At 59.5% G+C, this 23,099-nt stretch carries 25 protein-coding genes and 1 pseudogene; 9 read left to right on the top strand and 17 right to left on the bottom strand.

Annotated features, from left to right (window positions below):
- The first annotated feature begins 34 nt into the window (after nucleotides 1–34).
- The 3 genes from FJQ55_RS20130 to FJQ55_RS23460 all read left to right on the top strand — a co-directional run bounded on the left by FJQ55_RS20130 (nucleotide 35) and on the right by FJQ55_RS23460 (nucleotide 1,271).
- Complete coding sequence (locus tag FJQ55_RS20130) at nucleotides 35–343, top strand: DUF736 domain-containing protein (protein ID WP_052821062.1); 309 nt, start codon at nucleotides 35–37, stop codon at nucleotides 341–343.
- A 319-nt stretch (nucleotides 344–662) separates the two neighbouring features.
- Nucleotides 663–833: a hypothetical protein gene (locus FJQ55_RS23465; RefSeq protein WP_167507768.1), complete on the top strand. Its 171-nt coding sequence runs from the start codon at nucleotides 663–665 to the stop codon at nucleotides 831–833.
- A gap of 285 nt (nucleotides 834–1,118) precedes the next feature.
- Entirely contained in the window at nucleotides 1,119–1,271 is a 153-nt protein-coding gene (locus FJQ55_RS23460) for a hypothetical protein (protein ID WP_167507763.1), read from the top strand.
- Nucleotides 1,272–1,310: 39 nt separating this feature from the next.
- Here the strand turns inward: FJQ55_RS23460 and FJQ55_RS20125 are convergent, their stop codons facing one another.
- Nucleotides 1,311–1,742: a thermonuclease family protein gene (locus FJQ55_RS20125; protein WP_425467562.1), complete on the bottom strand. Its 432-nt coding sequence runs from the start codon at nucleotides 1,740–1,742 to the stop codon at nucleotides 1,311–1,313.
- 236 nt (nucleotides 1,743–1,978) lie between these two features.
- Nucleotides 1,979–2,041 carry a hypothetical protein gene (locus FJQ55_RS23920; protein WP_342781729.1) on the bottom strand — a complete coding sequence of 21 codons (63 nt, stop codon included), beginning with the start codon at nucleotides 2,039–2,041 and terminating at the stop codon, nucleotides 1,979–1,981.
- Nucleotides 2,042–3,363: 1,322 nt separating this feature from the next.
- On the opposite strand from FJQ55_RS23920, the gene FJQ55_RS20110 reads away from it, so the two are divergent.
- On the top strand, nucleotides 3,364–3,573 hold the full coding sequence (locus FJQ55_RS20110) for a hypothetical protein (protein WP_140831331.1): 210 nt from the start codon (nucleotides 3,364–3,366) through the stop codon (nucleotides 3,571–3,573).
- Nucleotides 3,574–3,742: 169 nt separating this feature from the next.
- Here the strand turns inward: FJQ55_RS20110 and traG are convergent, their stop codons facing one another.
- From traG to traC, 3 genes are read right to left on the bottom strand one after another with little or no spacing between them, the layout of a single operon-like run.
- On the bottom strand, nucleotides 3,743–5,677 hold the full coding sequence (gene traG, locus FJQ55_RS20105) for a Ti-type conjugative transfer system protein TraG (protein WP_140831329.1): 1,935 nt from the start codon (nucleotides 5,675–5,677) through the stop codon (nucleotides 3,743–3,745).
- The gene (gene traD, locus FJQ55_RS20100; RefSeq protein ID WP_140831327.1) at nucleotides 5,664–5,879 is read right to left on the bottom strand and encodes a type IV conjugative transfer system coupling protein TraD; all 216 of its coding nucleotides are present in this window, start codon (nucleotides 5,877–5,879) and stop codon (nucleotides 5,664–5,666) included. The genes traG and traD overlap by 14 nt, the downstream gene beginning before the upstream one ends.
- Nucleotides 5,880–5,883: 4 nt before the next feature.
- Nucleotides 5,884–6,180, bottom strand: a complete 297-nt coding sequence (traC, locus tag FJQ55_RS20095) for a conjugal transfer protein TraC (RefSeq protein WP_140831325.1) — start codon at nucleotides 6,178–6,180, stop codon at nucleotides 5,884–5,886.
- 255 nt (nucleotides 6,181–6,435) lie between these two features.
- Here traC and traA point away from each other — a divergent pair, with 255 nt between their 5' ends.
- Genes traA through FJQ55_RS20075 form a run of 4 tightly spaced genes read left to right on the top strand, consistent with a single transcriptional unit; the run spans nucleotide 6,436 to nucleotide 12,092 of the window.
- Nucleotides 6,436–9,744, top strand: a complete 3,309-nt coding sequence (traA, locus tag FJQ55_RS20090) for a Ti-type conjugative transfer relaxase TraA (RefSeq protein ID WP_140831323.1) — start codon at nucleotides 6,436–6,438, stop codon at nucleotides 9,742–9,744.
- Between the two features lie 32 nt (nucleotides 9,745–9,776).
- The gene (gene traF, locus FJQ55_RS20085) at nucleotides 9,777–10,307 is read left to right on the top strand and encodes a conjugative transfer signal peptidase TraF (protein WP_246085212.1); all 531 of its coding nucleotides are present in this window, start codon (nucleotides 9,777–9,779) and stop codon (nucleotides 10,305–10,307) included.
- Entirely contained in the window at nucleotides 10,297–11,466 is a 1,170-nt protein-coding gene (locus FJQ55_RS20080; RefSeq protein WP_140831318.1) for a conjugal transfer protein TraB, read from the top strand. Before traF ends, FJQ55_RS20080 begins: the two co-directional genes overlap by 11 nt.
- A 14-nt stretch (nucleotides 11,467–11,480) precedes the next feature.
- Nucleotides 11,481–12,092 carry a TraH family protein gene (locus FJQ55_RS20075; RefSeq protein WP_140831316.1) on the top strand — a complete coding sequence of 204 codons (612 nt, stop codon included), beginning with the start codon at nucleotides 11,481–11,483 and terminating at the stop codon, nucleotides 12,090–12,092.
- Between the two features lie 397 nt (nucleotides 12,093–12,489).
- Here the strand turns inward: FJQ55_RS20075 and FJQ55_RS23730 are convergent, their stop codons facing one another.
- The 3 genes and pseudogenes from FJQ55_RS23730 to FJQ55_RS20060 form a co-directional block, all read right to left on the bottom strand.
- Nucleotides 12,490–12,654, bottom strand: coding sequence for a hypothetical protein (locus FJQ55_RS23730; protein ID WP_246085211.1), 165 nt, complete (start codon nucleotides 12,652–12,654; stop codon nucleotides 12,490–12,492).
- Between the two features lie 216 nt (nucleotides 12,655–12,870).
- A complete protein-coding gene (locus FJQ55_RS20065; RefSeq protein ID WP_140831314.1) occupies nucleotides 12,871–13,494 on the bottom strand; it encodes a DUF433 domain-containing protein in 624 nt (207 codons plus the stop codon).
- Between the two features lie 120 nt (nucleotides 13,495–13,614).
- Nucleotides 13,615–13,832: pseudogene (locus tag FJQ55_RS20060) on the bottom strand (helix-turn-helix domain-containing protein).
- A 62-nt stretch (nucleotides 13,833–13,894) separates the two neighbouring features.
- Here FJQ55_RS20060 and FJQ55_RS20055 point away from each other — a divergent pair.
- Entirely contained in the window at nucleotides 13,895–14,320 is a 426-nt protein-coding gene (locus FJQ55_RS20055) for a transcriptional repressor TraM (RefSeq protein ID WP_140831312.1), read from the top strand.
- A 1-nt stretch (nucleotide 14,321) separates the two neighbouring features.
- On the opposite strand, the gene FJQ55_RS20050 is transcribed toward FJQ55_RS20055, so the two are convergent.
- The 9 genes from FJQ55_RS20050 to FJQ55_RS20010 all read right to left on the bottom strand — a co-directional run bounded on the left by FJQ55_RS20050 (nucleotide 14,322) and on the right by FJQ55_RS20010 (nucleotide 23,090).
- A complete protein-coding gene (locus FJQ55_RS20050) occupies nucleotides 14,322–15,023 on the bottom strand; it encodes an autoinducer binding domain-containing protein (RefSeq protein WP_161597007.1) in 702 nt (233 codons plus the stop codon).
- Nucleotides 15,024–15,238: 215 nt separating this feature from the next.
- Nucleotides 15,239–16,537: an IncP-type conjugal transfer protein TrbI gene (trbI, locus tag FJQ55_RS20045; protein WP_140831308.1), complete on the bottom strand. Its 1,299-nt coding sequence runs from the start codon at nucleotides 16,535–16,537 to the stop codon at nucleotides 15,239–15,241.
- Nucleotides 16,538–16,551: 14 nt separating this feature from the next.
- The gene (gene trbH, locus FJQ55_RS20040) at nucleotides 16,552–16,989 is read right to left on the bottom strand and encodes a conjugal transfer protein TrbH (RefSeq protein ID WP_140831306.1); all 438 of its coding nucleotides are present in this window, start codon (nucleotides 16,987–16,989) and stop codon (nucleotides 16,552–16,554) included.
- 3 nt (nucleotides 16,990–16,992) lie between these two features.
- Nucleotides 16,993–17,805, bottom strand: coding sequence for a P-type conjugative transfer protein TrbG (gene trbG / locus FJQ55_RS20035; RefSeq protein WP_140831304.1), 813 nt, complete (start codon nucleotides 17,803–17,805; stop codon nucleotides 16,993–16,995).
- A gap of 16 nt (nucleotides 17,806–17,821) precedes the next feature.
- Entirely contained in the window at nucleotides 17,822–18,484 is a 663-nt protein-coding gene (locus FJQ55_RS20030) for a conjugal transfer protein TrbF (protein WP_140831302.1), read from the bottom strand.
- A 21-nt stretch (nucleotides 18,485–18,505) separates the two neighbouring features.
- Nucleotides 18,506–19,684, bottom strand: coding sequence for a P-type conjugative transfer protein TrbL (gene trbL, locus FJQ55_RS20025; RefSeq protein ID WP_140831300.1), 1,179 nt, complete (start codon nucleotides 19,682–19,684; stop codon nucleotides 18,506–18,508).
- Between the two features lie 4 nt (nucleotides 19,685–19,688).
- Nucleotides 19,689–19,865 (bottom strand): entry exclusion protein TrbK, encoded by a 177-nt coding sequence (gene trbK / locus FJQ55_RS20020; protein ID WP_140831298.1) that lies wholly within the window; start codon nucleotides 19,863–19,865, stop codon nucleotides 19,689–19,691.
- On the bottom strand, nucleotides 19,859–20,662 hold the full coding sequence (gene trbJ, locus FJQ55_RS20015) for a P-type conjugative transfer protein TrbJ (RefSeq protein ID WP_140831296.1): 804 nt from the start codon (nucleotides 20,660–20,662) through the stop codon (nucleotides 19,859–19,861). Before trbJ ends, trbK begins: the two co-directional genes overlap by 7 nt.
- Nucleotides 20,634–23,090, bottom strand: coding sequence for a conjugal transfer protein TrbE (locus tag FJQ55_RS20010; protein WP_140831294.1), 2,457 nt, complete (start codon nucleotides 23,088–23,090; stop codon nucleotides 20,634–20,636). Before FJQ55_RS20010 ends, trbJ begins: the two co-directional genes overlap by 29 nt.
- Nucleotides 23,091–23,099: the final 9 nt, after the last annotated feature.

Below are 23,099 nucleotides of genomic sequence, written 5' to 3'. Positions count from 1 at the left end.
GGCGCGGCCCGAACTTGAGAAAAGGAATACGACAATGGCTACCATCGGCACCTTCACCTCCACCGAAAACGGCTTCACCGGCTCCATTCGCACGCTCGCCCTCAACGTCAAGGCACGCATCGCCCGGGTCGAGAACCCCTCCGACAAAGGCCCGCAGTTCCGCGTCTATGCCGGGAGCGTCGAACTCGGCGCCGCCTGGCAGAAGACCTCCGAGCAGGGCCGCGACTACCTCTCGGTCAAGCTCGACGATCCGAGCTTCCCGGCTCCGATCTACGCAACGCTCGCCGAGGTCGAAGGCGAGGAAGGCCTCCAGCTCATCTGGTCCCGCCCGAACCGCGACTGATCAGGATCTCGAGGCTCCGCCATCGGCGGGGCCTTCTTTCCTGCCGATAAGTCAAAGCCGGATCTGGCATCGAGCCAGGTCCGGCTTTTTTGGTGGCATATGGTGAACGGGGAAGCTGCTCAGAATGCATGATTGTGCCAAGCGGCGACACCGGCCTCAAGGATGAGCGGTTCCCCCAATTTGCTTCACCTGCCCTCGAGGGCAGCTTCCGCAAATCGGCTCCCCCACTCCCGGCTCTGCCGGTCGCTGGCGCGATCCCTGACCCCGCCATCGCCTCTCGGACCCGACGGTCATCGTTCACAAACGTCAGGAGACGAAGATGACCTACGAACTCGAAATCCAGATCGAAGAACTGCGGGCCGAGCTGCGCAACGCTGTCGATAGCGTCGAGCGCCGCCAGATCGAGGCCGAGCTCGAAATGGCTCAGGCAGAGCTGATTGTCGCGGGCGCAGAGCTGGACGGCCTTGCAGAAAGCGAACCGCCTTTCTGAGGCGGTTTCCATCGTCCGTCGTCTTCGAAGTCGAGCTGCCGCAATTCTCCTGTCGATCCCATTTCATCGACATTGGGAATGATGCGGATCGTGCGTCCCGCCGCAACCTGATGCCGGCAGAAGTTTCCTTAGCCTTTGGCTCCTCGCGCAGCAAAATTCAGCCAACCTCAGGTCCTCCGCTGCGCTTCGGCCGTGCTCGGTGCGGCACTCCTTCCCGATCCGCATTTCACCCCGCGACGAAACGCAATCGACCGGAGAAATCATATGTAACAGCTAACCGACTTCTTGACTGCCACCGGCCGCCGGCTTGGCACCCTCGCCAAGGTGACCTGTCATTTTCTCCGCAAATACAAAGTCGGTTTGGAGATCGCGATCAAGATCCCGTTCTTCGTCGAGATCGAGGTGAATTTCGAGACCGACTGGAACCGACGGCGCTAACGCTCTACCGGCCCGGCACGCCGGGCCGGTTTTCCTGCCTCAGCACCATGGCTCTCGTCGGCCGCCCCAGGTCCTGGCGAGGCCTTCCGACACGAGAATATCGCCAAGGCTGCGGCCGTCTCTGATCAGGACGCGAAGCTTCCGGCCATATCGGTCGGTATCACGGCCGGGCCACGCTTTGATCTCGAATGGACCCTCGTTTATCAGCTCGAGCATCCTGTCTGTGGCGCGGTTGCCAAGTGCCAGCTCCGATGAGCACTTCGGTTCACTCACCTCCGGTGTGTCGATATCGGCGATACGGATCTTCTGGCCCTTGAACCAGATCGTGTCTCCGTCGACGACGCACGCGTCGCGCGAGCCTGTTGCGCATTTATGGAATTGCAGGCTTACCTTGGATCTGTTGTCGCTCGCGTAAGCTGAATTCCTAATTGACGCGTTGAAGGCTGGAAAAGCTGCGACTAGCGCGAGCAAGGTTAATCCTATCGATCTCGACACTCGCCTATCAGCACCCACTTCTGATCTCGTCTTCATTCCTATCCTTCAAGTTCACGAGTCTCAAATCAGTTGCCGGCGCGCGTTTTTCGGGCCACGGCTGATTAGCCGCGGCGCTTTTTCTGTCGGAGGAGTTTGAGAAACAGACCGACGGCTTCACGCTCGGTTTCAAAATGGGCTCATCGTTGCCCGCTCGTTCCGATACGACCCGAACATCACATCAGGCAAGCCTCCCCGAACAGGTTTGGCTCCATGAACATCGCATAGAAGCGGGCCATGTTTTGCGTCAGGTCTGTCCGCTCGACATAAAGGTAATAGGGCGGTTGATCATGCTGACATGATCGTGTTTCTGGAAAGTGCCGTCCAACGAGAGTTTTGAATCGTTCCGGTGCCATCGATTCATGATCGTGATCTGGCAACGCAATCGTGTTTTGGCGGTCCGCCTCCGGCGCACGGCTCTATTCGATCGCGCGAACGAAGCCCGCGTTCGGTCTTCGCCCATTCGGGTCACGATCCTCCCGCAGGCTAAAAGTCCGGCGGCTTCGCGCCAAATGCGGTCATAAGCTGACTTGTCTCAATCCGATAGAGAATTATCGCTCGGCTCGACGGCATCTTCCGCCGACAGGTATTCGGCCCTACGGTGGGACAGCGAGTTTACGAGGTGCAAGATGATTGTTGCGCAAATTTCCGATATCCACGCTGCGCCGGGCAACGAAAATTTGTCGCGTCTCACTCGTGCAGTGTCATGGCTGGCGGAAATCAAGCCTGATGCAGTTGTGGTATCTTGAGACCTCATCGATAAGGGTGGACCGAGGGATATCCTGAAATAGGGGGGCGCCTTAACGAGCTAAATTGTCCCATTTTGGTGGTTCCAGGAAATTCAGACAATCGGCGTGCGCTTAGCTCGGCATTTACGAATCGTTACGGTCAGGTCGATAGCAGGGAAGCTATTCATTTCAGAGCCGAGTTCGGCGGAATTCGGTTGGTAGGGTTGGACACTACCCTATATGGATCGGCGGCCGGAGACGTAGCTCAACATCTGGACTGGCTGAAACAAACTCTGGATCTGCCGGGAGCACAGTCAACATTCATTTTCACGCACCACCACGTCGTTCCATGCGGAATTCCACCGATTGACGCGGTCATCGCGCAGGGACGAGAGAAGCTAAGTGCACTTTTGAACCAGCGCTCCGTTAGACCACTGGCAATCTCGTCCGGTCACGTACACCGACCTATGAGCGCGACCCTGGCGGCGATTCCTACTCACATTTGCGGCTCGATCTGCCCCGCGAACCCACTTTGGTTCGGAGGCCCTAGCGTTCCTGCCGTGAACGATCCGCCCATGATTATCGTTCATCGGTTCGCCGCCGATGGATTGATCAGCAGTCATGTTAGCGTCTGAGTGACCGGTTTGGGCCGACAGCGGACCGCCGCAATCGGTGATGAGCACTATCGTCGGGCTTGGCGTAGATGCGCACGGTCGTTGGGTCCCTTAAGGTCGGCCGTTGCCTCACCACATCGTTGTCTCACGCTTGTCGTTGCGCAACGCCCATGAAAAGAAGACGACGAACCATCACGGGAGACGCAGACGGAAGACGCCATCCAGATCGACAGCCGCGGAGACTTCGGACTTTGGACGATCGAAGTGGCCAAGCAGATCGTCGCAGATCAGGGATATGAACTTGCTCGTGCTGCTAGCGGTGGCTGCGAGGAAGACGTCCGCTTGGCGGGAAACGCTCCCGGCCAAGCCTTCACCAACGCGATGATAGAGGTTTTCAACGGACTGACCGAAGGGGTCTCCGACGAGTAGACGACCTTCTCAAGAAGAATGCCTCGGACGGGGGCAGTCGGTCCCGGCTTCCGCTAGCGCGGCGCTATGCTGAGCCTCCCGCGGCTGCCCGTTATCCGACCGAAGCATGACGAGAATTCCCGAAATCACGCCCTGGCGGTCGTCGCTATGCTGATTTCTCCGATACTCTTCATTGTTGGTCTGCAGGCGCTTCGCGCCGCCAAAACCTGCTCTGCTCAACGCATGCTGTCATATCCTTCCGCCGAAACCAGATGGCGCGCCCGCATCTAAGTGGCGCATTGCCCGCGGTGAACACGATCTGCTCATCCGCCCTCATGCGCAGCACTTCATGTGGCTGGATGAGTGGCCGAGCAGCCAGTTGCTTCGACCTTGTCCGCGATGACCCGCGCGACTGGAAGCTGCGACTGACCTGATCGATCTCGACCGTCGTCATGCCGCAGCGGCGAGAGATGTAGTCTGCGGTTTCCGGATCGTTGATGGCGGCAAAACTGATCCAGCTCGCGCTCTCGAACCATTTGCTCGATGCGTCTCGCCCGCCATAGATTTCGCGCAGCTGGCCGATCGACTGATAGATCATCGTCAGCGTGATGCCGTACTTGCGACCGGCGTCACGGGCGGTCTCCAAAATGCGCAAGTAACCGAGACGGGCGACCTCATCGAGGAGGAAGAGGGCGCGGCCTTCCATTGCGCTGTCGCGGTTGTAGATCGCGTTCAGAAACGAGCCGATCACGACGCGTGCCACTCCGCTGTGGGTCTCCAACGTCTTCAGGTCGATATTGATGAACACGTCCGTTTTGCCCGACGCAATGTCTTCGGTCCGGAATGTCGACCCTGAAACGAGCGCTGCATAGTTTTGGTATGAGAGCCAATGCGTCTCCTTGATGGCATTGGCATAGACGCCGGAGAAGGTTTCCGGCGTCATGTTGACGAAGGCGGCGACGTTTTCCTTCACGAAGTCCGAGCCGGAATTGTCGTATATTTCCTGCAAGCGCTTGCGCAACTGTGGCTCAGGCTCTGCAAGATTGGCTCGGACCTGGCGGAGCGTCTGCTTTTCCTTCGGCGTATGCCCGGAGAGGCAAACATCGGCGATGATCGCGGTCAGGAGCTGCAGGCCTGAGGCACGGAAGAAGTCGTCACGGACCCCGCTCGCGCGACCGATATCACTCATGATCCACGATGCGACCGAGGCGATGTCCTCCTCCTTCGTGCCGCCGAATTGACCTACCCAGTCGAGGGCGTTGAAGCCGGTCGCGGGTTTGCGCGGATCGAGGATCCGTACACGACGGCCAGCCTCTTCCCGATGCCTCGAGACCATGGGAGCGACCTCGTTCGAGGGATCGAGCAGGATGAGCGAGCCACTCCACTTGAGCGCTGTCGGGACCGTAACGGAGGTCGTCTTGTAACCACCCGATCCGGCGAAGACGATGCCATGCGAGGAACCGAACGATCCGTCGAAGCAGAGCAGCGGGGACTTGCCGCCGGCGCCCCAAGTCTCGCTGTTATCGGCACGGAACGAAACGCCGGCGACACCGTCGCGGTCGACCCGGTACCGCTCGCCGACTACGATGCCGCCACTGGCCGAGAAGAGCTTGGCGGCTTCGACTATTGTCATCCAGTCAGCCTCGCCGTGCAAGGCACGTCTGCCAGTAACGCGCTTCGGTGCTGCCCGCGCGAAGGCGGCGTTACCAACCAGCGTTACGCGCATTGCGAAACAGCCAGACATCAGTGCTGCAGCCGCGCCGATCATGGTCGACGGATCTAGATAGGACAGTGCGGGTTTCTCCGCCGGTACCTGCGAGGAAAGTGTTGCAAGCCGCACTCCCTCCCGCACGCACGCTGTCAGGATAACTGCGGCGTTTGCGATTGTGGCACCAATGCCCGCGGCACGGATGCTGGCTGATCCGGCTGTTACGAACAGGAAAATCAAGCCAAGGGCGGCAGCCGCCAAGTATGGCGCCGCGACCCCTGCCCGTCCAAGCGCGAGCTTTGCCGCCTCGGTCTTTCCGAACCCGGCAAGCCACGTCTCAATGCCGGTGAGCGCAAACATCGCTGCGCCAATCATGACCCCAGGTAGAATGACGAGAGCGATCTTATTCGCCTTCATTGCCGAACGCCTCCGCTCCCATCGCGATCAATCGTGCTCGCTCACTGTCGTCGGACTTCAGCCGACGCTGCAGATCCAGCAAAGCGCCGAGCAGAAGCGCCCGCTTCTCGTAGCGGAGACCGGCTTTGACGATCAGGCCGCCAAGCTCGATCTTGTCGCGCGTGTCCTTCTTTCGGGCGTCGGACGTTGCGTTCCTGCTCATCCGCTCAAGCCTCGCCAGCGCCGCTCGAAGCCTTGCTAGACGCGAGCGCCTCGGATTGCCCGCCGCCCGTGCTGCTGTCGCCTGCCCCTTTCCGTCCGCTCGTGCCGGGTTTGCCTCCGCGAAAGCGCTTCGCCAATTCCTCGAACGCCGCCTGAAGGTTGGTCTCCTCGATTTCGATCTCGCCAAGCCCTGCCCGAAGCGCGATGCGACCGATGCGCTCTGCCTCTCTCGTTTCCGCGTGCTTGAGCTGCTCCTGGAGTTTGGCGATTTCTTCGCGGATCTTGGAGGATGGCTTCTTCATCTCTGGATTGTCCTCTGTTGCTGCATGACATGGATCACGCGGCCAGAGTCGTTCAGATCGGCGTGCCGATCTACTAACAGAAATGCGAGTAGGCGAAGCCTACGCATTTGAGCATCATCCCGTCCGTTCGCAGGAACGGATCCGAAGGGCGCAATTATACGTCGCTGATGCGACGCTCTGCTTCTGCCCCTTGGCGGGGCCACCAGCTCCTGTCCAACGCAATGATTTTATTTGATCGAAGGAGCTTGTCTCTTCATGGCGGTCCCGCATTTCTCAGTCAGCATCGTCGCCCGCGGCTCCGGCCGCAGCGCGGTGCTGTCGGCGGCGTATCGCCATTGCGCCAAGATGGACTATGAGCGGGAAGCCCGGACGACCGACTACACCCGCAAGCGGGGTCTGCTTCATGAGGAGTTTATCATCCCCGCCGATGCGCCTGAATGGCTGCAATCGATGATTGCCGATCGGGTTGTCTCGGGAGCTTCGGAAGCGTTCTGGAACAAGGTCGAGGAGTTCGAGAAACGGTCTGATGCGCAGCTTGCAAAGGACGTGACCATCGCCTTGCCGATTGAACTCTCGGCCGAGCAGAACATCGAGCTCGTCAGGGACTTTGTGGCGCGGCACATCACAGCTCAGGGCATGGTGGCAGACTGGGTATTCCACAACGCGCCTGGCAATCCGCACATCCATCTGATGACGACGTTGCGGCCGTTGACCGAGGACGGGTTCGGGCCGAAGAAGGTGGCCGCCGTGGGACCGGACGGCAAGGCGCTGCGCAATGACAGCGGCAAAATCGTCTATGAGCTTTGGGCCGGTGGGCTTGATGATTTCAACGCGTTTCGCGACGGATGGTTCGCCTGCCAGAACAGGCACCTGGCACTTGCCGGTCTCGATATCAGGATCGATGGTCGGTCCTTCGAGAAGCAGGGCATTGAGCTGACCCCGACGATCCATCTCGGCGTCGGCACGAAGGCGATCGAGCGGAAAGCGGAAGCTGCGGAGGAGAAAGCTGCGCTCGAACGGCTGGAGCTTCAAGAGGAACGTCGGGCTGAGAACGCCCGCCGCATCCTACGCAATCCGCAGATCGTGCTCGACATGATTACGCGGGAGAAGAGCGTCTTCGACGAGCGCGATGTCGCGAAGATCCTGCATCGCTATATCGATGATGCAGGCCTCTTCCAAAGCCTGATGGCGCGCATCCTGCAGAGCCCGGAAACCCTCCGGCTCGATCGCGAACGCCTGGACTTCGTGACCGGGATCTGTGCGCCGGCAAAATACACGACACGCGAGCTGATCCGCCTCGAGGCTGAGATGGCCAAGCGCGCGATCTGGCTCTCGCAGCGGTCTTCGCATGGCGTCCGGAAACCGGTGCTCGAGGCGACCCTCGCGCGCCATGCACGTCTTTCCGATGAGCAGAAAGTCGCCATCGAACATGTCGCTGGTTTTGAACGGGTTGCCGCCGTGATCGGCCGCGCCGGCGCCGGCAAGACCACGATGATGAGGGCTGCGCGCGAGGCATGGGAGGCTGCCGGCTATCGTGTCGTCGGTGGTGCGCTTGCCGGCAAGGCGGCTGAAGGTCTGGAGAGGGAAGCGGGCATTTTCTCCCGTACCCTATCGTCTTGGGAACTCCGATGGAACCAGGGTCGCGACCAGCTCGACGACAAGAGTATCTTTGTTCTGGACGAGGCCGGCATGGTGTCGTCGCGGCAGATGGCGACATTCGTCAAAGCCGTCACCAGAGCTGGCGCCAAGCTCGTGCTTGTCGGCGATCCTGAGCAGCTTCAGCCGATCCAGGCGGGTGCTGCCTTCCGCGCTATTGCCGATCGTATCGGCTATGCAGAACTTGAAAAAATCTATCGCCAGCGAGAGCAATGGATGCGCGACGCATCGCTCGATCTCGCGCGCAGCCATGTCGGCAAAGCCCTCGTAGCCTATCAATCTAATGGCAAGATGATTGGCTCAGAGCTGAAGGCCGATGCGGTGACCAACCTCATCTCGGACTGGAACCGCGAATACGATCCTGCCAAGTCCACATTGATCCTTGCGCACCTGCGCCGTGACGTCCGCATGCTGAATGAGCTGGCGCGCACGAAACTGATCGAGCGCGGCATTATCGAGCACGGTTCGCCGTTCAAGACGGATGACGGTGTCAGAAGCTTTGCTGCCGGCGACCAGATTGTCTTCCTGAAAAACGAGAGTTCGCTTGGCGTCAAGAACGGCATGCTGGGCAAGGTGCTGGAAGCCACACCGGGTCGCCTCGTGGCCGTGATTGGCGATGGCGAACATCGCGCCCAGGTTACGGTCGAACAGCGCTTCTACAACAATATCGATCACGGCTATGCGACTACGGTGCACAAGAGCCAGGGCGCGACCGTAGACCGGGTCAAGGTGCTGGCGCCCCTTTCGCTGGATCGTCACCTTACCTATGTGGCGATGACCCGCCACCGTGAAGATCTCGGCGTCTATTACGGCCGCCGATCCTTCGCCAAAGCCGGCGGTCTGGTCGAGATCCTGTCGCGCAGGAATTCCAAAGATACGACACTCGATTACGCCGGCGGCAGCATCTACCGGCAGGCCCTCCGCTTTGCCGAGGCGCGCGGCCTTCACATCGTCAACGTCGCCAGAACCGTCGCGCGCGACCGTCTCGAATGGACGGTCCGGCAGAGGCAAAAGCTCGTCGATCTCGCCGGCAAGCTTGCGGCCATCGGTGCCAAACTCGGCTTTGCAACATCGACGGCCAGAACAGTTCCCACTGCAGCAAAGGAGGCCAAGCCCATGGTGGCCGGTATCACCACCTTCCCGAAATCGATCGACCAGGCGGTCGAGGACAAGCTCGCTGCAGACCCGGCGCTCAAGAAGCAATGGGAAGAAGTCTCGATGCGCTTCCATCACGTCTACGCGCAGCCGGAAAGCGCCTTCAAAGCCGTCGACCTCGATGCGATGTTGCGCGACCAGGCAGCTGCGGAAAAGACCATCGCCAGGATCGCCAGCGAGCCTGAAACCTTCGGTGCCCTCAAGGGCAAGACGGGTATCCTCGCCAGCCGCGCTGACAAATCGGACCGGGACCGGGCGCTCAAGAATGTGACGCCGCTCGCCGACAGCATCAGCGATTATCTCCGCCAGCGTGGCGATGCCGAGCGTCGAAATCACGCCGAAGAACTGGCGGTGCGTCGTCAGGTTGCGCTGGAGATCCCGGCTCTCTCGTCAAATGCGAAAGGCGTGCTGGAGCGGGTGCGTGACGCCATCGACCGCAACGACCTTCCCTCGGGTCTCGAATATGCGCTCGCCGATAAAATGGTGAAGGCTGAACTCGAAGGTTTCGCCAAGGCGGTTACCGAACGCTTCGGGGAAAGAACCTTCCTGCCCCTCGCCGCGAAGGACACCACCGGCGAGGCTTTCCATCGGGTGACGTCAGGTATGAACGCCGCCCAGAAAAGCGAGGTGCAAGAGGCCTGGAACACGATGCGGACCGTGCAGCAACTGTCTGCCCACAAGCGCAGCGTGACGGCACTCAAACAGACTGAAGCGCTGCGGCAGACAAGGGCTCAGGGGCTTACTCTAAAATGAAGATGCGTCATCGACATAGAGTGCTACGGCGCATGAAACGGCTCGTCTGGTTCTATCGGATCAGCAGCGTCAGCCTGTTTGCGCTTGGCCTCATTGTACTGCTCGGAGGTCAGGGTTTTAGGGTCAATCTCACACCAAGCGAGCCCTTGGGCCTGTGGCGGATCGTCAAACCCGATCGGCCGATCCTGGTCGGCGATCTGGTCTTCATTTGCCCACCGAACACCGACACGATGCGCGAGGCGCGTGCGCGTGGATATCTGCGCTTCGGCCTCTGCGCGGGCCGCGTTGCGCCTCTGATCAAGACGGTCGTAGCGACGTCCGGACAGGTGATCGAGATCCATGACGATGTCCGCATCGACGGTCGGCCACTCCCTCACTCTCGCGTTGCACGGATAGACGGTCAGGGTCGAGAGATGGTGCACTACGATGGCGGAGTCGTACCGCCCGGCGCAGTCTTCCTGCATTCCGAGTTTCCGGGATCATTCGACAGCCGGTACTCCGGTCCTTTGTCGATGGATGGAATCCTCGGACTGGCGCGAGAGGTCTGGACCTATGCGCCGTGAGCTCGTCCGAACGGGTCTGCTCGTCACACTATCGATCAGCGCCGGCTGGATCGGCTGGAGCGGTGACGCGCTTCTCTTGCCCGTCACTGGGGCATTCCCGATGCTTTGGTCCTTGGCGGTGACGCGTCTCCAGGCGTCCGTCATTTCCGCTGTCTATTTCCTCGCGGCATCGCGTGGTCTGCCGCAGGGTGCGGCGAACTTCTACTCCTCGGATATCTGGCCGGGTCTCTTGCTATGGCTGGTCGCCTCCTCCGCCTTCGTGGCGGTCCATGCGGTGCTCTGGGCCGATCGCAAGGGATGGCAAAAGCCGCTTCGCTACCTGGCTGCATGCGTCGCCATGGCGGTTCCACCCTTCGGCATCCTGGGATGGGCACATCCGATCACCGCCGCAGGCGTTCTGTTTCCCGGCTGGGGATGGTGGGGTCTGGGAGCGATGGCAGCCGGCCTAATCGTCATGACGACGCGGTATCGGCCTGCTGCAGCCTTGGCCGTGGCAGGCTTCTGGCTCTGGTCCGCCGCTGAGTGGACGCCGCCGATCCTACCGACGTCGTGGACCGCTGTCGATCTGGAAATGGGTGCATCTCTTGGCCGCGACGCGGCCCTCCAGCGGCAACAAGATCTGATCGACATTGTTCGCCGTCACCCGCCGGGCACGACGGTCGTGTTCCCGGAAAGCGCTCTTGGTTTCTGGACGCCGACTCTGGCTCGCTTTTGGCATATGGGGCTCACCGGGACGGAACTGACGGTCATCGCTGGAGCGGCGCTTATCGATGGTCGCGGCTATGACAACGTGCTCGTGACGATATCCTCTCAGAGGACGGAGATTCTTTACCGGGAGAGGATGCCGGTGCCTGGATCGATGTGGCAGCCTTGGAGACGCTTGATTGGTGGTGGTGATGATGTAGCTGGCGCGCGGGCACATTTCTTCGCCAACTCCGTCGTCGAGGTCGGCACTGCAAAAGTCGCGCCGCTGGTCTGCTACGAGCAGCTCCTCGTGTGGCCGGTTTTGCAATCGGCGTTCCACCGCCCTGACGCCATTATTGCAGTTGGAAACGGATGGTGGACCTTAGGGACATCGATCATCGACATTCAACGAGCGAGCAGCGAGGCCTGGGCCCGCCTGTTTGATCTTCCTCTCGTCATCTCATTCAACACTTGAAACATGGAGCTCGCATGCTGGATGCTGCGCTGATCAAGGAATGTGCCGACCCATCGTTGAAGCCGGCAATTGTCGAGCAGTTCGTCCAGGCAGTCGGCTCTGATGATCCGCTTGCCGTCGTGGTGAAGTCCGGCAGCCGTCTCATCCTCGTTCCCAAAGCGAAGACGCCTGAAGAAGCGATCGATATTGTCCGTGACAACACCGGCGGCTCCGTCGTCCGCGTGGGTCTCAACCAGATCCCTGCAGGGATTGGGTTGAAGGACGCGTCGGAGCTGAAGGTCGATCTTGTCGACCCGTGCGCCAATCTGCGTATGGGCACAGCGATGTTCGCCAAGATCCTGCGCATCGTTGCCAAGTGGTACGGAAATCCAACGAGCGAAGAGGTGTTCCCGCAGCTGTTCGACGATGCGATCCACGCCTGGCGAACCGGCAAGTTCGAAGGGGAGAGCGTGTTTCAGGCTGAGGATCCGGGTGGAGCAGTCTTGCAACAGTTGTCCGTGTTCGAGAGGGACGCTGCTATCCATAAAGAGGAAGACGAAATCGTCGAGGTCCCGGATCAAGCGCACGCCAAACCTAACGACGCGGGTATCCGGATCGATCTTACACGGATTGGGGGCCAGAAGTGATGCTGCTTTATGTTAGAGGTCTATCGGATTTAGATCAGACGGACTTCGGCTTAAGATTGGACGGAGCTTCGGTTAAGAACGGCCGGTTGCTTGCGTTTAAATTCGCAGCCATTTGTCGCTCGGAGAGGGCTGCCTCTTCTAGGGTAGCCTCGGCAGTTAGCCATTCGGTCTAACTATCCAGGTTAGGACTGAACGACTGCTCGCGTGTTTGCGACAAAACATCAGTTACGCCTAACATTGGCCCGTTCGGGTAGTCTAAGTGCCGCCGGAACCGATCTTATTGTGGATATGGCGGAACAGGTAGGCGGTTACCGATGAGACCCAATTTGATCGGTAAAGGGTGCGTGCCTGTAAACAGACGATGAACCGGCCCGCTCGAGGGGTATCGTCTCATTTCTCAGTTTGTCGGAAGAGAACAACGGGTGAAAACGGCTTCGTCGCCTTCGATGCTGACCTCAATCACTTCGTTTAAAAGTTCTTCGCCGCCGGCCACTTCCTCGAGGAGTGGCGTGAATAGTTCGCGCTGCAAAGCCGGAACAACCTGAGGCACGATGATGACCAACCAGCATGGATTTCTTCATTGGCATAGAGTTTTCTGAAATCGCGCGCGTTGTTGGTGACGAAGGTTTAATCCTCCGCAACGATGCGCGGCATGAGATCCCATTCTTTTTCGCCGCTCAGGCCAAGTCAATTTACGTGGTAGCCGTCGTGGCCATTCTCGTTAGCGACGGCCACCAGCGAAGTGTGCAGGCGCTCATCAATCAGGAACTTCACGGTCTCAGCTGCCTGATGGCCTGTTGGCAGCCTTCGAAAGTGGGAGCCGCCTTGACGACTTTACGGTGGCGCCAAGGTCGGAAAGCTTGCGAGGCCGACCCCTTGCAGGGTTAGCGGCCGTCCAGATCTCCGCGAGTTCAACCATCCGTGCGGTAACCGCCGGATACCCCTCGAGGATCTCGTCGGTGCTCGCACCCTGGGCCTTCATTGCGGCAATCGTCCTGACAGGGACGCGGGTCTTGTTGAAAACAGGTTCGCCGCCAAGGACACCCTTCAGGGATTCAATCGCCCGCTCAGCTTCCCGGAGTGCCTCCGCACGCGCAGCAAGCTGCTCGCGGGCGCGGGCAACATCGACGATTAGATAGTCATCTGCCCGCACAGTATCGGCGTCGGGATTCTGGTCAATCGTGTCGAAAAGCCGCTGGCGGCGCTCGGCGGACAAGATCGAGCCGACCCCGTACCACAGCTTGAGACGCAGCAAGTCATCGTCAGAGAGTGCCCTACCCTCCTCTTCGGAACGCCGTCGTGCGATGATCCGCTTGTCGATAGCGTTGTGTACCGATTTCACGGCGATTTCGCTGACGGCAGCTGCTTCTGCGGGTGTGTAGGCACGCGACGTCTGAGCCATAATTATTCTCCTTTGGGAGAGCATATATCGACTTCACTGCGCATTGTGAAGTGGGACCTCGGTAGTCCGTACGATCGCAGAATACTTCATAGACTGACCAGCGAAGAGAGCCTTGCTCAATCAGTCTGTTTTGTCGGGCTTGACCAGTTCAACATGGCTCACTCCAAGCGCCTGGGCGATTTCATGAAGCGTGACGATGGACGGGTTCGCTTCCCCCGTTCGAGACCGCCCGGATACTGCTGGCTGAAGCCCGAGCGCGCTTCGACGTCCCCCTGCGTCAGGCCTTTTCCACGACGGAGGCGGGCGAAATTTCGGCCGACCAGCTTGCGCATATCCATGCGCGGCAGAGAACCGTTTACATACTTTGAGTTGAAGAACGCCATTTACATACTTTGAGTTTATGAACTATAGTACATCGTCGATTTTTATATCGGCTTACCCCGCCGCGTTTCAGATTTTTAAGACGGTTTACACCGACCGCATATGGGCAGTAACTGGATCGATCATTTTAAAAACAAGTGCAGCCGGGCCAGTGTCTGACAACAAACTCATATTGCGTCCACTCATCGGTTTGATGAGTGATCAACCGCCTGAGGAGATCGAACGCCATGTTGTGCGGGAGATCGAGAAACATCGCCGCTTGCGCAACGACGCAGTCATGCTCGAAGCTAAAATCGATGCCGCAGCCGACCCGGAGTCGGTGCGAGAGGCGAGCCAAGATTACATACAGGCGATGATTGCGGTGCATGCCCAGCAGACGGTCGTGTCCACGCTTCTCGACATTCTAGGCTACATTCCGGACATGCCGAGAGCAAAGGGACACTAACTTAAATAAGGCCGAATTTCGTGGCCATGGCTGTCGCCTGCGGCAAGGTCGTCACACCCAATGCAGCCTTGGCATTGCGAATGAAGAACGCGACGTTGGCATAGGTTGTGTTCTCGATGATCGCGATCGCACGCATCGATTTCCCCTCGGCCGACCAGCGCAAGCAAGTCAACTCATCCGACTTCAATCGAATTGGTGTTCGAAATGTTGGCTTCGCTCCCAAGTCTTCGAGCCTCGCATGCAGTTGCGCGACTGCCGAAGCCGCAAGGACCGGGTTCAGCTGTTGTCCTTGGGCGAAGTCCGCATCTGCAGAGGCAAGTGTGAGCATCGCCATACGCCCGAAGCCCGCCTTGATCGGAATGGTGATCCCTGAGCGGATTCCGAACTCACCGGCCTCTCCGTAGAAGGTCCTGTGCTCCTTGCTCATTCGCATTGATGCTTCATTGGACCACGCGTAGGCCTCAAGCTTGTCGCGCGCGTTTCGCACGACTGGATCGATCGATGCGTATGCTCTTTCGAGATATCGCTGCTGCCACTCCATGTCATAGTTTGAGATTGCCGTGTGGGTTTCTGCCTGAAGGCTCAGATACGCAAAGGCGCCAAAACCTGCCTCCTGACTGAGTTTTTCCAGGGTGGCCCTTACTGCGGCCTCGTCATGAGCCAGGGCAACCTGCTCAGTCAAACGCTCGAACCATTGATTCAATTCACAGCCTCCTTCGACTGAGGGTATGACTGCAGCACAGTTGCAGTCATGTAGGGATGCCCTTGGCTGAGGGCGCGATAGCTCCGAGACAAGTCGCCGCACAGGAGCATGCGGCTTTGAATTTGACCATTAATGAAAGTTTTTAGCCATGCAAGATTGCATTGGCCCATGACGATTCAATCTGTCTGTGGCATTTGCGGGGCAGGACTGGTCGGCTAGTCGCGATAAGCGGCTGGAAAGACGATGTCCTGATCTACCAACACGTTGAATTTGTAGCCCGGCCGTATCCTGACCGTCGGCTGGACATTCAGATTTTTTGATATGCTTTGATCGGCCACTCGGCCGAAGCTTTCGGCAAAGTTCCGTCGGGCTGCTTCCGACGCCGTATCTTGTGTAGCGAGTGTCGAGCTCTCCGGCATCGACATATCGATTCCCGTGCCAATGATGGCGACGAGCGCGGCAGAGCCGAACGTGCGCCAGAGGTGACGATCAACCTTGTCCTTGAAGCCGCCGTACCCCTCGGCATCCGTGCCGGACATGCCGCCGATCTGAAGTGTGGAGCCGTTGGGGAAGATCAGGTCGGTCCACACGACAAGCACGCGCTCCTGCCCAAAAGAGACCTTGGAATCGTAGCGACCAAACAGCTTTGCTCCCTGCGGGATAAGCAGGCGGTAGCCAGTGGCGCTGTCATACACATTCTGGCTAACTTGTGCGCTGATCCGCCCGGGAAGATCCGAATCCAAGCCGGTGTTCATCGTGGCCGGGATGACCGATCCACGCTTCAATTCGTAGGGGGAGAGTTGCGGGACCACCTGGTTCGGCAGATAGCCGAGATCCTTGATGTCCTGATTGAAAAAGTCTTCCTTCGAGGTCTGACCGTTTTGATCGCCGTTCTGTCCGAGCAACCCGGACTGCATCGCTGCGCTGTAGAGGTCGGATGCACTGTTCGTCGTGGAATTGAGCGGTTGGCGGGCGTCGTTTCTGCTGCCGGCCGTATCCTTTTGAATGTCGGACACATCCACCTTCAGCGGCGAATCAAGCGCGGTTGCCCGCGCCTGCAGGCTGGCCATCCTCTGCCGCTGCGCCTCCCGAAGGATCTGTTCGTCCTGTTCCCGCTTCAGCCGAGCTTTCCACTCGGATTCCGGCTCGAGTTGCGATCGCCGTTCCGTCCGGACCTCGTTCTGCCGCTCCGCGGCGGCCTCTCTCACCGGCTCCCGCTCAACAACGACAGGCGTCGGCTGAAATACCTCGCGTTGCTCCGGTTCACCGATGATCCCGTCCGACACCCCGCGCTTCAGCTGATCGCCAAACGTGGTTGCCGGAGAAGCGGAGGTGCCATCGAGTTCGTTTCCCCGGTTGAAGGAGAGACCGCGCCAGGACAAGCCGATGATCACGACGCCGAAAAACAGAACGATGATGACGATCGCGACGATGATCGGCAGGCGATTGAGGCGTCGCATGCTTTGTTGATCGTCAGCATTTCCCGCCGTGCCGAGCTGGAGCGATTGAACCATGCTCTCCCCTCCCCTCAGTTTCGCTGCATGATCGAAAGCGGACTGGCGGGCGTCGCACCCACTGACGTCGCTGTATAGGCTCGGCCAAGCGCGATGGCCGGTGTGCTGACCCATGCCAGAACCTGTCCATCGAAACTGTCGATCGACCAAGCAACCTCGACCGGCTTCTGATCCTTGCCAACTTTCCCTTCGGCGATGACCGTGTATCCCCAACCCTTCAGCGCGGCCTCAAGAGCGGCGGCGTATTCAGAACTGTCGTTGTCCATTTTCAGGGTGGTGGTGCCGGCTGGCCCGACCTGTTCGGCGAGGCGGCTTGCCATGTCGCCGGCGATCGCGCTTGCGGTAGCGCCGGTGACGGCGATCGGGGTGGAATTCGTGGTCAGGGTTTCATCCGCAGTCTGGCAACCGGAAAGAACTGAGGCGATGATGATGGTGGCGATTGTCTTCTTCATCGGTCAGCCTCTCCGCCGGATGGTGATTTTCTGCTGGCGCCACCCAACACCGGAGACGAGCACAGCCTTGTCTACGGCATAGTCGACAATCATCATGTCGTTCTTCATGCGGTAGTTGACGATACGGTTCTGACCGCCGCTGACGACGAACAGCACCGGAGCGTCCTGCCCGGAGATCGACCGGGGGAATTGAATGTAGGTCTTGGTGCCGTCGGAATAGACGCGCTTCGGCCGCCATGAGGCGCCGCCACTGACCGAGTAGGAGAAGTTCAGCCTTTCGGGAGCGGTCCCCGGGGCTCCGCCGGTCTCAAGCCGGGCATTGATGTCGGCGAGTTTGGTCGACACATCTTCTGGATACTCGAAACCGATCCGGGCCATGTACTGGCTGGGATGGGATTTGAGCTGGATATGATAGGTCCGCCGAGACGTCGTGACGACCATCGACGTTACCAAGCCGGCCTCGGACGGCTTGACGATCAGGTGGATTGCCTGCCCGCCGGTCGCCCCTGACGTCGCCGGCTCGACCTTCCAGCGGACTGTGTCACCGACGAGCACGTCGCGGACGATTTCGCCGCCCTGCAGCTCGATGTCGCAAACCTGAAGCGGTGAGCAGACGACAGAGGGCTGGGTTTCGCCGAAGAGGAAGATAACCTTACCATCGGGTCCGGTCGTCACCAGACCGGGCGTCCCCCGCCATTTCCGCGAGATGTTGGTCCCCTTCACCTCGTTCGACGTCATGCTTTGCGCCATCGCGCAGTCCGCGAGGACGAGCCCGGCTATGCAGCCGACGGCCGCGATCAATCCAGTTCTGTGCATGTGAATTCCCCTGCCCTTAAAGCTGTGCGGTCCAGTCGAAGTCCTGGACATAAAGACCGATCGGGTTGAGGCGGATGATCGCCTCGTCCTGTGGCGCGGTTAGCGCGACGGTCGCGATCCCGCGAAACCGGCGCGTACCGGTCTCCTTGCCTTTGCGGTCGCGCTCATATTCGGTCCAGTCGATCTGGTACGTCTGGTTGGAGAGCGCCACGATATTGTTGACCTCGATGGCGACGGTCGATGTCTTGGCCTTTTCGAACGGCGAGTTGCCGCGGAACCAGGCATTGATCTTCTGGGTCGAAGGATCGGATGTCCTGAGAAGCGCATAGGTCCGGTCGATATATTGCTTTTGCACCACGGCATCCGGCGTGATCGACTTCAAGCTAGTGATGAAGTTGCCAAGTGTCGCGCGGACGACCCGCGCATCGGCATACTCGATCTGTTGGGGGAAGCCTGCCGTGACCGAGGTGCCGAGCTTGTCGACCTCGACGATGTAGGGCACCAGCTTGACCTGCGTGCTGAGATACATGGCATAGGTAAAGCCGATCACGGCCATCGATAGTCCGAGAATGCCGACGATCCGCCATGCGCGCGCCGCCTGGACATAAGATCCATATCGTTCCGTCCATTCCTGCCGTGCGGCAAGGTAAGGGCTGTCGGGTGGCCGGTTTGCTGACATCGCTTTTTGCCTTCCTGATGATTATTTGTCGTTTCGTTCGGGTGGCGTCTTTGGGCCGGCTTGACCGGTGCGGCTCTGGTCTAGCTTGGCGTTGGCAAGCCCCATGATCGAACCGGCATAGGCGCCGGGCGAACCGATCGCCTTTTCCTTGGCGGCCGAGCCGGCCGCCTTCCCGGCTGATCCGATCCCGGCGCCCATACCGCGCAGTGCTGCGCCCGCCACAGAGGAGCCCGCGGCTCGGGCGGATTGGGCTGCAGCGGCTCCGGCTCCGACTGCGCCGGCGGCTAGAGATGCCGCGCCAAGCGCAAATGATGCGGCCTGCCCGCCATGCCGGATGGCTTCCATGCCGCCAGAGACAGACGCGCCTTGAACGACACCTTGGATGATGTTCGGGACATACATAGCGATGATAAAGACGACGAATGCGATGCCGGCGATCGCGAGAGCTGTTTGGAACTGATCCCCGATATCAGGTTGGTTCGCGAGACCAATAAGAACCTCAGATCCAATCCGCGAGATCATCACCAGTGCCATCAGCTTCATGCCAACTGAGAACGCATAGACCAGATAACGGACGGCAAAATCCTTGGTGAAGGATGAGCCTCCTAGGCCAAGCATGATCATGCCTGCGAGTAGGCCGAGATACATCTCGACCATCACGGACACGAAGATCGCGGCAACAAGCGAGAATGCCATCACCGTCACCACCATCGCGAATGCCGCCGAGATTGCGAGCGCGTTGTCCTCGAACAGCCCGAATTGCACTTTCTCTGACATCTTGGTCGCAACGGCCAAGCCCGCATTGAAGACATCCGCTGGCGAAGCGGTGCCTCCACCAGCGCCGATCTGAAACAGGCTATCGACGACCGCCTTCGCGAAGGTCGGACCCTGGGCGAGCACAAACGCGAAGAAGCCCACAAACATGACGCGTCGAACCAGTTCAGCGAACCAGCTGTCCAGCGACGCGGCCTGAAGTGCCAGCCAGACGGCAGCAATGCCGATCTCGATCCCGGCAAGGATCCAGAACAGGGATCTCGCCGCATCCATCACGGTGGTCTCCCAACCCTTGGCGGCGGTGGTGATTTCGTTCTGAAGGGCTGTCAGGACCGACCCCTCTTGCGCAAACGCGGGTTGGAATGACACGAGGATCGATGCGACGATTACCGCAATGCCCCTGATCTTTTTGAGCTCAAAGGGCATGCTATCACCACTCGATCTTCATCTTCTCGCCGCCCGACGTCGGATACTCCTTCGTCGACCCGAAGAACTTTTCGCGCCGCTGCTGCGCTTCCTGCCGCTCCGATAGCGTGAACCAGAGGCCCGTTGCTCCGAGAGCGATGATTGCGACGACCATGGCAAGGATCAGTTTTGTTCTCACCATTCCACCTTCATCTTCTCACCGCCTGATGTGGAGGGCGCGGTTGACTTGAAGAATTCCTCACGGCGCGCCTGCGCGAGGTCCTTGTCCGTCTGCTCGGTCTGCAGCCACGTCCCCATCATCGTCATCTGCTGGGAAACCAGGCCGCGCAGTTTCTGCATCTGGGAAACCTGCTGAGCGGCGATCTGGTGTCCGACCTGGAGGGCCTTCAATTGGCCGTCAGCCGACTCCGATATGGATCGCAGCGAACTCATCGTGCCCTCCTCTGTATCGAACTGATCCGCGGTCAGGCTCGCCGCCTTCAGTGTGCTGCCGATCGTGTCCCGGTTTGTGTCCGACCAGGATTGGTAGGTGCTCGAGAAGGATTCAGCGTTCGGCAGATTGGTTTTCAGATCCGCATAGCTCTTGAACCGCTGCTGGAGGACGTCATCGGCATTGCCCATCGAAAACGAGATGCTTTGCCCCTGATCGACAATGCTGCGCAGTCGGTTGAGGTCGCTTTCGACCTGACCCCAGATATGATCAGGGAGCTGCGCTGTGTTCTGCAGCATGTTCTCATAGATCTTGAGCTGGTTTTGGATCTGTTCCGTGAGCTGGGTGATCTGCGTCAGCTGGTTGTCGACCTGCAGGCCCGAGCTCTTAAGAATGTCGATGAGCTGCGCATTGTTGGCAAGCTGCGTCCACTCAGTGGCAGCGCCCGTTGCAGATCCCGCATGGGCTGATGCAACTGGGTAAAGCGCGATTACCGCGGTCATCGTTGCGACGATCCAGTTACTGGAGATTGAGGTGCGACGTGTCATCGTGAACTCCTCTCGATTGAAGCCAATGGGTCGGCCAGTCCTGACCGTGTTCCGCCTTCAGCGCGCGGATCCGCTTCAGGTCTTCCTTTCCGGATGCGCCGACAAAGCTCAGTGCCACCGGCCCGAGTGACATATCGAAGAGCCGCCGTCCGTCTGGCGTGGCGACGTAATATTCGCGCTTGGGGATGGCGCTTGAGACGATCTCGATCTGGCGCTCATTGAACCCGATCCGCTCGTAGAATTCCCGCGTGCCCGGCTCGCGCGCAGCGCCATTCGGCAAGCAGATCTTGGTTGGGCAGGATTCCTTCAGCACGTCGATGATGCCGGAGCGCTCAGCGTCGGACATGGATTGCGTCGCCAGAACGACGGCGCAATTGGCTTTGCGCAGCACCTTCAGCCACTCCCGGATCTTCTCGCGAAACACCGGATGCCCGAGCATCAGCCAGGCTTCGTCGAGGAGGATTAGACTAGGCGAGCCGTCCAGCCGCTTCTCGATCCGGTGGAAGAGATAGGTGAGGACGGGCACCAGATTACGCTCGCCCATGTTCATGAGCTGCTCGATCTCGAAGCACTGAAACGCCCGGAGCGTCACACCGTCCACTTCCGCGTCGAGAAGCTGACCCATCGGGCCATCGACGGTATAGTGATGGAGCGCATCCTTGATCTCGCGCAGTTGCACGCCGCTGACAAAGTCCGACAGCGACTTTCCAGGTGCCGTCGCCATCAGCTCGATCTGGCGGGATATCGCATTTCGGTGATCAGGTCTGATGGTGACGCCCTGCAGCGCGACGAGCATTTCAATCCACTCGGTCGCCCAGGCCCGGTCGCCATCGGTCGAAAGATCGAACAAAGGGCAGAACGCCAGTGCTCTCCCCTCCCCGTTTTGGTCGTTGCCGATCTCGTAGTGATCGCCACCGGCAGCAAGCGTCAGGGGGAGGAGCGAGTTACCCTTGTCGAACGCAAAGATCTGGGCAAATTCGTAACGACGGAATTGTGCTGCGATCAGCGCGAGGAGGGTCGACTTGCCCGAGCCCGTTGGTCCGAAAATCAGGGTATGTCCGACATCATCGACATGCAGGTTCAGGCGAAACGGCGTCGATCCCGACGCAACCTGCATCAACGGCGGCGAGTTCGGGGGATAGAATGGGCACGGCGCCACGGGATTGCCCGACCATACCGAGTTCAGCGGGACGAGATCCGCCAGGTTCCTGGTGTTGATCAGCGGCTCACGGATATTGGCGTACCAGTTTCCCGGCAGGCTGCCGAGAAACGCATCCGTCGCGTTCAGGGTCTCGACGCGTGCTCCAAACCCCTCTGCTTGGACCAGCCGACGGATGGCCTCCGCCTTCTCCTGCAGGGCGTCGCGGTCCTCATCGAACAGGATCACGACCGGAGTGTAATAGCCGTAAGCGACAAGCTGGGACGACGCCTGAGCGATGGCGTCCTCGGTCTCGGCAACCATGGTCATGGCATCTTGATCGAGCGATCTGCTCTGCGTCTGGAAGAGCTGGTCGAAGAAAGGCCGCACTTTCTGCTGCCATTTCTTTCGCGTGCGTTCAAGCTTCTGCCGCGCCTCTTCCGCATCAAGGAAAATGAACCGCGATGACCACCGGTAGGTCAGCGGCATCAAGTCGAGATTATTGAGGATGCCGGGCCAGCTCTCGGCCGGCAGGCCATCGATGGCGACAACCGCGAGGAACCGGTTCTCAACCTTCGGCGTCAGGCCATGCTCCAGCTCCGCCGTCGCGAGCCAGTCGAGATACATCGGCACCTCGGGCAAGCGGACTGGATGGCTCTCACCGGTGATGCAAAAGCGGACGAACTGCAGGAGGTCGTCGTAGCGTGCGAGACGCGCTCCTCCGCTTTCACGGACCTCGCGGGTCAGCATGCGGGTGATCGAGAGGGTGTTGGCCAGATACTGTTCAATTTCCCGGATCGCGTTTCGAAACACTGATAGCACTGTGTCCGCATAGGATTTCTTCCGGCTTTCTCCGTCCGAGTAGATGTATTTGGTGAACGCGGTCTTCTTCGAGTCAAGCGGCCGGTAGGTAAGAATGATCGCATGCTTGCTCTCGAAATGCCCCTGCTCACGCCTGAAATGGGTCCGGCGCTCGGCATCGATCGCGCGTGTGACCGGGTCAGGGAAATGGCACTGATATGGCGTGGGATACTCAACCGTCGGCACCCGGATGGCTTCGACCTGGATCATCCAGCCCGTCCCCAGACGCGACAGGATTGCATTGATCTGTCGGGACAGCTCGTTGCGTTCGAGGTCGGTGGCGCTTTCGGAGTCAGGACCGGCAAAATACCAGCCAGCCATGAGGCTGCCGTCCTTCAGGAGTAGTACGCCGTTGTCTACAAGGCCGGCATAGGGAACAAGATCAGCGAAAGATGGACCGGTCGCGCGGAAACGTTTGAGGGCAGCCATTGGACAGCT

Origin of the sequence: Rhizobium glycinendophyticum (assembly GCF_006443685.1) — a bacterium.
Classification (GTDB): domain Bacteria; phylum Pseudomonadota; class Alphaproteobacteria; order Rhizobiales; family Rhizobiaceae; genus Allorhizobium; species Allorhizobium glycinendophyticum.
Note: the sequence above shows the minus strand (reverse complement) of the source record. Positions and strands in the feature narration are given on the sequence as shown.